This is a genomic window from Butyricimonas muris, from assembly GCF_046365375.1.
Taxonomy (GTDB): domain Bacteria; phylum Bacteroidota; class Bacteroidia; order Bacteroidales; family Marinifilaceae; genus Butyricimonas; species Butyricimonas muris.
The window spans coordinates 116218-128190 of the sequence record NZ_JBKEIT010000005.1 but is presented as its reverse complement, the minus strand read 5'-3'; the positions used below and the strand labels follow the sequence as shown (position 1 = coordinate 128190).

The following is an 11973-nucleotide window of genomic DNA, read 5'->3' as shown; positions in this document are numbered from 1 at the left end:
TTTGTGACGTGATAAAACGATCGTTTAATCATGTACAAATATAAAACTTTTTTCATTATTAGTAAACGATAGCTATTTTATTTTCGAAATTCATAATCAAGTATTTGTGAATTTGTCGATAATCGTCATTCGTTGCAGATTGAATTATCAATAAACGATCGTTTTTTGATAGAGGAATTGTGAATTTAATCGTGCGTTAATCGATTGAAAATAATATTGTTGAAGGTGAAAAAGGTGGTTTTGAATTGGAATATGATAGAGCAACGATGGATGTATATTTGTTGTTTGTTCATGTGTTTGGAGGTGAATTGTTTGTATGCGCAAGAGGAAACGATTTACCGGACAAAGCAATTGGAAGAGATAGGACAAATGTTGGAAACCTGCGGTATATCGGCAATTAAGCCGGGAATATATGATGCCGACGCTATATGTCCGGGAAAAAGAGTACGCGTGGAAGCGGGGTTCGGGGGATTGATCTCGAGTATCGGACTGGAACTTTTTGATACACGTGTGGTGGTGGAGTATTTGCGTCCGGTCTATGATTTCGTGGAGCGTTATTTGTTGCGTTTACTCTTGATAGATAAACCGGACGAGATTCTTCGGCTTTTGAATGATGATAAGGTCGGGCTTGTGTTGAACGGGGTGCCTTTCGAGAAAAGTCCCGTGGCGTTGGTTTCGTTCGTGGCGGCGATCCAGCTGGGGACGGATTTCGTGTTCGTTGCCGATACGACTGCTTACAAGGTGGGCTGGGACACCGGAACGGGCACTTTGCAGATGACCTTCCCGAAACAGTACGGGTTAATCGCGGGAAAGGATAAAATCGAGATGGAGGATGATTTCCAGAAAGAGTTGTTCCTGTATATGCCGGAAACCCCGGCGGTGGAGCAAGTCCCTTTGTCTGTGCTGACGGCTGTCCCCGGGTGCGGGTATTACAGGCGGAGGGGTGAACATTATATCATTCCGGCGTTGTGTTCCGACCGTTATTATCGTGTTGCTCTTGATAGTGTGGTTACTCTTTTGTTTGATAAGGATTGCCCGGAAGCCTCTCTCGCAAATCTTTTTTTGGAAGGGGAGCGGATCAGACACGAGGTATTTATGGAGGTTGAACATAGGCGTTACGGTAAGCGTTACGATCATTTGGAATTGCCCGTTAATAGTTGGGTAGCTTTTTGTAAGGGTGAAAAGTGTGTGCCTTATTTTGGTGTGGAGGAGATTGCCCGGGAAAAGGTCACGGGTACCGTTATTATGGTGAACTCCGATTTGGGTTACAATCACGTGTTGTATTACGAGTGCGACCGGCAGAAATTTTTGAAGGGGGATTATTCCTTGAAGGGATGGTTGTACACGTATGTTCCCACGCACAACGTGTTGGATTTGTTCGAGGAATATAAATCGAAAGCGAAAAAGTTGAATTATTAAATATGTTATTATGAAACGGTTGTATCTGTTTTTCCTCTGTTTGTTTGTCTTGCACGTGGCGGGAGCGCAAGAACAATATCAAGAGGAGAAAGCGAAAATCAAAGAAATCAAGTTGAGTGGTAATTATTATTATGCGGATGTCACGATGGATAAGCTGAATGATGCGCGGGAGTTGGCTTTGCAGAACCTGATACTGGGTGTCCAGTCGGATTTGTCTGTGGGCAAGGAGATTATTCCGCATATCAAGGAGAAGTGGCAGCATATCGCTTTGACGCGGGAGAACAAGCAGCGGGTGTTTGCCTATATATATAAAGGGGACGTGAATGAAAAGTTCGCGGGACAAAAAGCAACTACCGGGGAGACGATAGAGAAGAAGGATTCGGTAGAGGTGCTTCCGGTGAAAAAAGATACTCTGGCGGACACTCCGGTGAAGGATATTCTCGTGGATAAGGATACAACCGGTAGTGAGGAGCGGGTGGACGTGACGGCTGTTGCTAAAGAAGAGGTGGTGCCCGATACGGTGAAGACGGTCGAAGTGCAACGGGTGACGGATACTGTCACGGTTGTGCGGAAAGACACGGTAGTGGTTACTCGTCGTGACACGGTGGTGGTGCGCGAGGTCGTGAAGGAGGAGGCACCCCGGGGTACGGGTAACCCGATGCTCGACAAGATATTGACGTTCCGGAAAATCGAGGAGTTGCAGCGTTATTTCGTGGAGCAGAAGGAGAAGGGAAAATTGATGTTCGGGAAATTGAGTTCCGCGGTTACCCCGGAGCAGTGTTACATGGTGATTTTCTCCCGTTCGGGGGAGGTGACAGCTATCTTGGGCAAGGGAACGGCTACCCGGCGCAACCTGACAAAAGGCACGGAGGGCGACCGACTCGAGAATTACCCGAACCAAGGCAAGGTGTGGTTCCAGTTGTATTGATAAGGTGTGAAAAAACAGATAAATGCTATGAAAAAGAAGCTATTTTTCGGGTGGTTATTTCTCTGCGCGTGCTGTATGCTCGGGGGAAATGTTTCAGCCCAGTACAGTACGGATTTTTTCCTGACGGATATGCAGGATGAAGTAGTGAAAGAGCGGGTGCAGCAGTCGCTCACGAAATTGTTGACCGAGGTGAATATGGCACAGTTCGAGAGGAGGCAGCCGGAGTTGGTGGGATGCGGGTTGGATGGCGGTGCGGTGTCGGACGTGATGGCGTTGTGGAAGACGAGCCCGTTTCGGTGTGCGGAAACGGAGGTGATCGAGAAGTGTTTGCAGACGCCTTCCGGTTATCAGGTGCGCAATATCCCCTTGGTGATGGAGCCTTTGGACCCCGAGGCGTACGGGGACGACACCTATCAGGAGGCTGTCGTGAATTTCTCCCGTTCGGGGGAGATTACCGGGGTTTATTTCGCTATCGGGATGCATCTTTATAGCAAGGTGATTCGGAGTAATATCACGGTGACCGATCTGCGCCGCAGGCAGGTGATCCTCGATTTCGTGGAGAATTTCCGGACGGCGTACAACCGGAAAGACCTTGTGTTTCTTGATCAGGTGTTTAGCGACAATGCTTTGATCATCACGGGAAAAGTGGTCAAGTCGGTGAAGGGCGGCGATAACCCGTTCCGTTTGAATCACGACATCGAGTATAAACGCCAGACGAAACAGGAGTATATGGCGAATTTGCGGAACGTGTTCAATAGCAATAAGATGATCCGTGTCATTTTCGACGACATCAAGGTGGTGAAGCATCCCGCCAAGGAGCATTATTACGGGGTGACGTTGAAACAGGGGTTCACGTCCGACCGTTACCATGACGTGGGGTACGTTTTCCTGTTGATGGATTTCAAGGATGAAACGAACCCGATGATTCACGTGCGCACGTGGCAACCCGATAAGTACGAGGACGGTACGGATTTGCCCGCCGATAAGATTTTCTCCCTTTCGGATTTCGATGACGGGGAGTGAGCGGGTGTTTGCTTTTTGTCGGACAAGTGAACTTGTTACAGTCGTTTTATTTCATGAATGGTAGTGAAATAGAGATTTAAAATTATGAATATGAGATGTATGAAATTTTTATTGGTATTGGTGTTTTGCTGTGTCGGGTTTGCCCAATTACAGGCGCAGAAAAAGTTGGTGATTCAGCAACAAGAATCACGAACCTCGTTCTTTCCCGAGGAAGGGAAGGCTTGTGTCGAGTTTCTTTCGCCGCTGGAGGATTTGAATATTAAGTCTACTTTCGGGGAGCAGCCGGAGAAGAGCCTGAACGAGGACGGGTTGCACGTGTATCGTTTCGTGTTTGATTTGACGGACGAGATGAAGCGGACGTTGTATATCTCTGCCGAGGGTTTCGTGAGGGAGGAGTTGCGGTTGGTGATGTCGCCGAAGCAACGGTTGTATTACACGGTGTTCCCTCCCGACGAGAGTCCTTACCGTTGGGGTATGACGGCGGAGTATTTGTACTCGGGTACGGCATCTGTCGGCGGGCGTGTAGGTTTCGGGAAACGTTTCGGTTTTTACGGTTCTTTCAAGAAATCGAACGTGAAAGAGGAGGGATTCCGTATTGAGGAGATTACCGAGGAGTATGACACGAAAGGCTCGGTGGACAAGGGGTATATCCGGGAGAGTTATATTGCCGGCGTGAGCATGGGGCTTTATCGCTGGTGTTTTCTTCATTTGGGAGGCGGTTTCGGTAAATACGGTCGCCAGTGGGAGAGCAAGAGTGGTGAGCGTTACGTGAGTGACTTTCAGGAAGGTCCGGAGGTCGAATTGGGATTGAGTTTTCGGTTGGGGCATATTGTTCTGTCGGGGACGGCTAACGCCTTGATCGGTGACGATTTCATGTGTGATTATACCGCGGGTATAGGTTTCGTGATTAATTTCCAGAAAAAGAAGAAACGGTAGGGGTATTAAGTTAAAAATTTAGAGAGGATTATGATGAAAGCAAGAATATTTAAAGCGTTTGCCTTGTTGCTTTGGTTGGGGCTTTGGCAAACGGGTTGCTACCCGGATAAGTTTGACCCGGAGGGTGACGAGGTAGGACCGATTGCCACGTTGGATTTCTCGAATCCCAGCGTGGAGTTCAAGGCGGAGGCGGAGAGTCGCACGGTGATGGTGACGACGAATTACAAGACTTACCGGGTGGATGTGCCGGAAGAGGCGGCGACGTGGTGTCACGTGACGTCGGATGGAATGACGTTGTGTATCACGGTTGACGAGAACCCGTTCAACCGGGAACGCTCGGCGACAGTATCCGTGACCGTGGGAAAGGGAAGCAAGGAGTTGACGAAAACGGTTTCCGTGTTTCAGCTGGGAATGTTACCCCAGATAAGAATTTCAGATTCACGTTTGAACTTCGCGCAGAAAAATGCCGGGGAGAAAGAGTTGACGGTGACCACGAATCAAGACGAGTGGACGTACAATGTGGTGGGGGGTGATGATGCTTGGTTCGAGGTAACCCGGGAAGGAGATAGATTGCGTGTCAAGCCGCGGGGAGCAAACACGGGTAAAGATGCCAGAAGAGGATATATAAATTTGACTTCCGCGAGTGCTCAGACAGACGTGACGGCTTCCGGAATCGTTATCGTGGAGCAATTGGGTACAGCTCCTGCGGTATTGTTGTCGGAGAATATGTTGTCATTGACCGCGGATGGTGGCGAGCGTCGGGTTTTGGTGGTGACGAATCAACCTGATTGGCAACTTCATTTGCCGTCGGTAGACTGGTACGAGGCTCGTGTCGAGGGTGACGAGGTGGTCATTTCCGTGAAGAAAAATACAGGAGGCAATGCCCGGAAATCCGAATTGACCGTTGCGTCGGGTACGGGAAATGCTTTCGCCAATCTTTCGCTGGCACAGTTGGGAACGGCTATTTCATTGGAGGTTTCGGCGGATTCACTTGTGGTTGAAGCCTCGGAATCATACACGACACTTCGGGTGACGACAAATGCCGACGAGTGGGAGGCTACCGTGACGGGAGGCTCTGGTTGGTGTGAGGTAATCGATGAGGCCAATTCGGTAATCGTTTACACGAAGGCTTATGATAACCCTACCGTGTCACGCGAGTGTATGATTAATTTTACAGCCGGTAATTTACAAAAGGAGGTACGTGTGATTCAATTACCGGCAATGACGTTGGCTTTGAATCATGATACATTGCAGATGGCTCGCGGTGGCGAGAGTCAAGACGTGCTGGTAATCACTAATCAAAATTCTTGGACATTTAAAGTAGCTTCGGAAATTGCCGGGTGGTGTAGCGCTAAGGCTAGCGGTAATACCCTCGCCGTGACGACAACTGCCAATAGCGGGGCGTCCCGTTCGGGTGAAATTGTGGTAAGTGTCGGAGAGCGGGGAATGGAGAGAAAAGTTGTTCTTACGGTTACCCAAGAGGGAGGAGTTTCAGACCGAGAGGTGTTGATGGATATTTGGAAGGAGATGGATATCAGACATGTGGCAGGGATATCGGCGAACTGGGGTACGGACCGTCCGATAGATACTTGGGGAGGAGTGAAGTGTAATGAAGCAGGAAGGGTGATAGAACTGGATTTTAGTGGTGATTTTAATGTGAAATGTTTATCACCGAAATTGGGAGAATTGACAGAATTGGAATGTATATCTGCTTGGGGATGCGGTGTCACGGGAGAAATTCCTGCGGAAATCGGTAAATTGAAAAAATTAAAGGAGATAAATTTGAGCGGAAATAATCTTTCTGGTGAAATTCCTCGAGAATTATGTGATTTGACGGAATTACATACTTTGAATTTGACTAGAAACACCTTAACTGGAGAAATTCCTGCGGAGATTGGGCAATTAACTAAATTGACATATCTTTATTTAGATAACAATTATTTCACGGGGAAACTTCCGGTAGGATTGGGAAATTTGTCGGAATTGATTTTGTTGTACTTGCATAACAATGATTTTGAGGGGAATATTCCTGTAGAATTAGGAAGTCTGTCGAATTTGGTTCATCTGAGCATGCACAATAATGACCTAATGGGAGAAGTACCTAAAGAGTTGGGTAATTTGGTAAAGTTGCAAACAACTTATAATGTTTTGGGAAATCCGACCTATGGACTGTCGATGTGCGGCAATCGCTTGACGGGAGTGTTCCCGACAGAAGTGATGGCGTTACCGAATTGGGACTCTTTTGTTCCGGATGAAGGTATTTTCCCCCAGCAGGAGGGGTACGGTTTCACGCTGGGCGGAGATGAAGATGAGCTTGGGGATGAGGTGTTTTGCGTGAATGGTGGTAATGATGCTTTCTCCGTGAAGGTTTCTTCTACAGGGAATTCTGTTGTGGATATTCCGGCTGAATATTCGTGGATAAGGAATATGACGATTGCGGAAACAGATTCTTTGCGATTTACTGTTGATGCGAATACCTCGGGAAGCTATCGTAAAGGGTTCATTACCGTGAAACGTAATTCAGGAGAATCTCGCGTAATTAGCGTGTACCAAGGTGTGGGTGATAGTCTTTATATCCATTTGAAGACGCCGGGAATGTTGAGGACGTTGGTCAAAAAAGAGCGTATGACGACTACTTGTGGGGTGAAGTTGAGCGGAACATTGGGACAGGATGATTATGATGCCATGAAGTATTCCATGACGAAGTTGACAAGTATCGATATGAAAGAGGTGGAGGATACCAGTATTCCCGCTCGGGCTTTTCACGGGAAGAGTGCTTTCCGGTATATTGTGTTACCATCCCGACTGGAGGAAATTGGGGATAATGCTTTTTATGATTGCGGTTTTAAAGGGGAATTGAAACTTCCGGGAAGCGTGACGAAAATCGGGTACGCGGCTTTCCAGTCTTGTAATAATTTTACCGGAACACTGGAATTGCCTGACGGGTTGAAGGAAGTAGGCGAGTACGCTTTTGCGCAATGCACCGGTTTGCGTGGCGATTTGATTTTGCCTGATGGAATAGAGGTGATTAGCCGTAGGGCTTTTTATGGAAATTATTTTGACGGGAAATTGGTGTTGCCTGCCACTTGTGTTGAAATTGGAGAGTCAGCTTTTAATGGTTGCGAATCGTTAACAGGGGATGTAATTATTCCTGATGGGGTACGGATAATTGGTAAGGAAGCTTTTAATTATTGTAAGAAAATTACCGGGGTGACTTTGTCCGCGGCGTTGGAAGAGATAGGGGAGAGTGCTTTCGATCATTGTATTCAATTAGCCGGTAATCTGGTTGTTCCTTCTAACGTGAAATCGATTGGTGACAAGGCGTTTGCCGATTGTGCTTTCGAGGGAGCGTTGACTTTACCTTACGGTTTGGAAACTATTGGAATGGAGGCTTTTAGAGCTTGTTCTTTCACGGGACAATTGAGTCTTCCGTCAACGCTTACACGAATCGGGAAAGGGGCGTTTTCATCTTGCTCAGGTTTCACGGGTAATTTGATTGTACCGAATGGTATAAAGGTGATTGAGGCTGCTGTGTTTTCCGATTGCAGGGGATTCAACGGGGCGTTGACTTTGCCTTCCGGTTTGGAAGAGATTGGAGATAACGCATTTTGGAGTTGTAAGTCCTTGTCCGGAGCTTTGGTGTTGCCTGCTTCGTTACGCGTGATAGGGGAAAATGCTTTTAGTTATTGTGACGCTTTCACGGGTAATTTGACTATTCCGGAAGGGGTGACTACGGTAAAGAGTTATGCCTTTGCTTGTAAAAGTATGGGGAATACGATAATTCTCCCGAGTACCTTGGTTTCATTGGGATATCAAGCTTTTTACGGGATGCCGGACATAAAGTACGTGCGTTGTAATCGGGCAGAACCTTTGGTTTTATCGCTTTCACCGTTCGCGAATGCGTCCGAGTGTACATTGATTGTGCCTAAAGGTTCTCTTGAAGCTTATAAAGCAGCTAATAAATGGAAGGAATTTGCCGTGATAGAAGAGGAATAAGTTTAATTTAATCGCAATTATGGAGAAAAGTATCGGAGATTTAATTAAGGAGGAATTGGAAAAACAGGAGCGGAGCATTAGTTGGTTTGCTCGTAAGTTGTCATGCGACCGTTCAAACGTTTATCGTTTGTTTCAAAAGGAAAGTATTGACACGACTCTGTTATTTCGGGTTTCCCTGCTTTTGAAACGGGACTTTTTTTCATACTTGTCCGAGCGGTTGAAAGAGAAAATGCAGTCGCAAGATTCGCAATAAAATCGTGTCATTCCCGCATCGTTATATTGCACGGGGAACTATGATTTTCTTGTATTTTTGAAAAAATATTAAAAAGAGCGTTGTTACAAGAACCTTATATTTAAAATTTAAAAATAGAAACTATGAAATCAATTAAAAGATTATTGTTACTAGTGGTAGTGGCAGCGGGTATGTCAAGCTGTGCGTCTTTGTCAAGCCAAGCCGGAATGGGAGCTATTTACATGGATGTGCAAACAGGTGAACACGTGACATCCAACCCGCTGGGCTCAAAAGTCGGAACTGCTTCCGTGAACAATATTTTGGGCGTGTATCTGTCTGGAGATGCTTCTATTCAAGCCGCTGCCAAGTCTGCCGGAATTAAGAAAATCAGCCACGTGGACAGCCAGAAAAAGAGTATTTTGGGAATTTTCAGTACTTATAAGGTGATGGTTTACGGGGAGTAAACGGAAGATTTAATTGAAACATGTATTAATCCGACTAGGTGTAAATTTGGTCGGATTATTTTTATATATATAATAATTATGAGAAGATTGTTTTTGGTGTTTGTGTTGTTCATGGCTTTGCCGCTGGGAGCCCAGAATCTGAAAGGTTTCTACGTGCAGAAAATACATCCGGATGGATTGCTTTATTTCGTGTATCCTCAAAAAATGGCGGAGATGAAAGGGAATATGAAATTGTGTCGCGGGTCTTTGTTGTATGATTATACTTATTTGGATGCAAGGGATTCCGTGACATTATTGATTACGGTGGAAACGAACGCGGTTTTCAATACGGATTCTTTATTCGTGGATCTCCCGGATGGTTCGAGGTATGCTTGTGCCGTGGAAATGATTTATCGCGAACCGCGTAAAAATGCTTGGAGATGTCGTGCGTGTTGTATGTTGACTTATGACGTGTGGGTGCGAATGTATAAAGAGCAACCCTTCACGCTGACACTATTCTCGATAAAGGATAATGTCGGTTTATGCTTTAGGGACAAAGCGGGGACGTGGTCAAAAGTTTGTGCCCGTTTTAAGCGATTACAGGAGATGATTCGTTTGAACCGAAAAAGTTAGTGTTGCAACTCTCGTTTAGTTGTGCTATCTTTGCAGGCTCAAAATCATGATTAGATGAAATATACCCTTTTAGCGAAAGACAAGAATAGTGAGGCACGATGCGGTGTGTTGACCACGGATCATGGGAATATCGAAACTCCGATTTTTATGCCCGTGGGCACGGTGGGAACCGTGAAGGCCGTGCATGCAAGGGAATTGAAGGAAGATATTAAAGCCCAAATTATTCTGGGGAACACGTATCACTTGTATCTGCGTCCGGGCACGGGTATATTGGAAGCTGCCGGCGGCTTGCACAAGTTTAATTCTTGGGATGGTCCGATCCTCACGGATAGTGGCGGTTTTCAAGTATTTTCTTTGGGTGATTGCCGGAAAATCACGGAAGAGGGAGTTGTATTTCGTTCGCATATAGATGGTTCGAAGCATTTATTCACGCCGGAGAACGTGATGGATATCCAGCGAAAGATCGGGGCGGATATCGTGATGGCGTTTGACGAATGTCCCCCGGGACAGAGTGATTACGGGTACGCGAAAAAGTCGTTGGAACTCACGCAGCGTTGGTTGGAAAGATGCGTGCGGCAGTTTGACGCGACGGAACCCTTGTACGGGTATCACCAGTCACTTTTTCCTATCGTGCAGGGTTGCGTGTATAAAGATTTACGGGAACGTGCTGCGGAGCATGCCGTGGCTTTGGGACGGGAAGGTTACGCTATCGGGGGATTGGCCGTCGGGGAAGAGGCGGAAACCATGTACGAGATAATTCAGGTTGTCAATCGGATTTTGCCGCAAGATAAGCCCCGTTATCTCATGGGCGTGGGAACGCCGGAAAATATTCTGGAAGCGATTTCTCTTGGAGTGGATATGTTCGATTGCGTGATGCCGACGCGTAACGGTAGGAACGGGATGTTGTTCACGACAGAAGGGGTTATCAATATAAAGAACAAGAAATGGGAGAATGATTTCAGTCCTATCGATCCCGCCGGGTTGAGTTTCGCGGATACCGATTACTCGAAAGCTTATTTGCGACATTTAATAAAAGCGGATGAAATTTTAGGCTTACAAATTTGCTCGATCCATAATTTGTCGTTTTATTTGTGGTTGGTGCGGGAAGCACGCCGACATATACAGGCAGGGGATTTTGTAGAGTGGAAAACGAGAACGATTAAAAAAGTTACAAGAAGATTGTAGTGCCGCGAGGTACATGTGAAAATGAAAAAAATAGACATCTATATTATCCGGAAATTCTTGGGTACCTTCTTTTTCTCGATGGTGCTAATCTTGAGTATTGTGATTGTTTTCGACCTCTCGGAACGTTTGGAGAAATTCCTTGAAAAAGAAGCCCCGGTGCAGGCGATTATTTTCGATTATTACGTGAATTTCGTGCCTTATTTCGCTAATATGTTCTCCGCCTTGTTCACGTTTATATCCGTGATCTTTTTCACCTCGAAGATGGCGTACAACAGTGAGATTATCGCTATTCTGAGTACGGGAATCAGTTTCCGGCGTATGGTGCGCCCGTACATGATTTCGGCGGGGGTAATTGCCGGTCTGTCACTCTTGTTGAGCGCGTTCATTATACCCAATGCCAATAAAAAACGGATTGATTTTTCTGAAAAATATATCTGGAAACCTTATAATTTCAAGGAGAATGATATTCACCAGCAGGTGGCGCCCGGTGAGTTTATTTACATGAGCGGGTTCAGTATATATGCCAAACGGGGAGATAATTTCACGTACGAGGTGTTCAAGGATGACACGCTGGTCAGCAAATTGTCCGCGAATTCTATCGTGTGGAATGATAAAAAAGAAAAATGGACTATCAAAAATTGGGTTTTACGGGAATTTGACGGGACGAATGAAACTTATACTGTCGGGAAAGAAGATATCGATACCGTACTGAATTTCAGTGTAAAAGAATTTACTGAAGACCCGAAGAAAATCAAGGAACGTCTGACATTGCCGGAGTTGGACGAGTATATAGCCCGTCAAAAATTGCGGGGAAGCAGTAACGTGGTGGAATACCAGATCGAAAAGTACAAGATGTTTTCGGGTGCTTTTTCCACTTTTATATTGACGTTAATCGGCGTGTGTATAGCCTCCCGAAAAATACGGGGAGGAATGGGATTCCACTTGGGATTAGGTTTATTAATCAGTTTCTCGTACATTTTATTCATGCAATTTTCAACAGTTTTTGCAACCAATGGAAACATGAATCCGTTATTAGCTGTATGGATACCGAATATCCTGTTCTCTGTGGTGGCGTTTTTCGTTTATAGGGCGGCACCGAAGTAATTGAAAATTGAAAATGTAAAATTGAAAATGAAAGATAAATAGGGTGATCACTGTTTCAAAATTAGAAATGGGCA

General features: G+C 45.9%; 10 protein-coding genes. All 10 read left to right on the top strand.

From position 1 onward, the window contains the following. Positions 1-225 precede the first annotated feature (225 nt). The 10 genes from ACK8P8_RS09875 (at position 226) to ACK8P8_RS09830 (ending at position 11899) form a co-directional block, all read left to right on the top strand. On the top strand, positions 226-1419 hold the full coding sequence (locus ACK8P8_RS09875; RefSeq protein WP_410025822.1) for a hypothetical protein: 1194 nt from the start codon (positions 226-228) through the stop codon (positions 1417-1419). Positions 1420-1429: 10 nt separating this feature from the next. Beyond that, positions 1430-2347 (top strand): hypothetical protein, encoded by a 918-nt coding sequence (locus tag ACK8P8_RS09870; RefSeq protein ID WP_369858835.1) that lies wholly within the window; start codon positions 1430-1432, stop codon positions 2345-2347. 27 nt (positions 2348-2374) lie between these two features. Next, positions 2375-3370 carry a hypothetical protein gene (locus ACK8P8_RS09865; protein WP_099293647.1) on the top strand — a complete coding sequence of 332 codons (996 nt, stop codon included), beginning with the start codon at positions 2375-2377 and terminating at the stop codon, positions 3368-3370. A gap of 99 nt (positions 3371-3469) precedes the next feature. Continuing rightward, entirely contained in the window at positions 3470-4306 is an 837-nt protein-coding gene (locus tag ACK8P8_RS09860) for a hypothetical protein (protein ID WP_369858834.1), read from the top strand. 30 nt (positions 4307-4336) lie between these two features. After that, positions 4337-8302 carry a leucine-rich repeat protein gene (locus tag ACK8P8_RS09855; protein WP_369858833.1) on the top strand — a complete coding sequence of 1322 codons (3966 nt, stop codon included), beginning with the start codon at positions 4337-4339 and terminating at the stop codon, positions 8300-8302. Between the two features lie 19 nt (positions 8303-8321). Next, positions 8322-8555: a hypothetical protein gene (locus tag ACK8P8_RS09850; RefSeq protein ID WP_099293641.1), complete on the top strand. Its 234-nt coding sequence runs from the start codon at positions 8322-8324 to the stop codon at positions 8553-8555. Positions 8556-8677: 122 nt separating this feature from the next. Continuing rightward, positions 8678-8998, top strand: coding sequence for a TRL-like family protein (locus ACK8P8_RS09845; protein WP_227215890.1), 321 nt, complete (start codon positions 8678-8680; stop codon positions 8996-8998). A gap of 78 nt (positions 8999-9076) precedes the next feature. Then, positions 9077-9610 carry a hypothetical protein gene (locus ACK8P8_RS09840; RefSeq protein ID WP_369858832.1) on the top strand — a complete coding sequence of 178 codons (534 nt, stop codon included), beginning with the start codon at positions 9077-9079 and terminating at the stop codon, positions 9608-9610. 54 nt (positions 9611-9664) lie between these two features. Beyond that, a complete protein-coding gene (tgt, locus tag ACK8P8_RS09835) occupies positions 9665-10795 on the top strand; it encodes a tRNA guanosine(34) transglycosylase Tgt (protein WP_369858831.1) in 1131 nt (376 codons plus the stop codon). Positions 10796-10816: 21 nt separating this feature from the next. Continuing rightward, a complete protein-coding gene (locus ACK8P8_RS09830; protein WP_099293635.1) occupies positions 10817-11899 on the top strand; it encodes an LptF/LptG family permease in 1083 nt (360 codons plus the stop codon). Positions 11900-11973 lie beyond the last annotated feature (74 nt).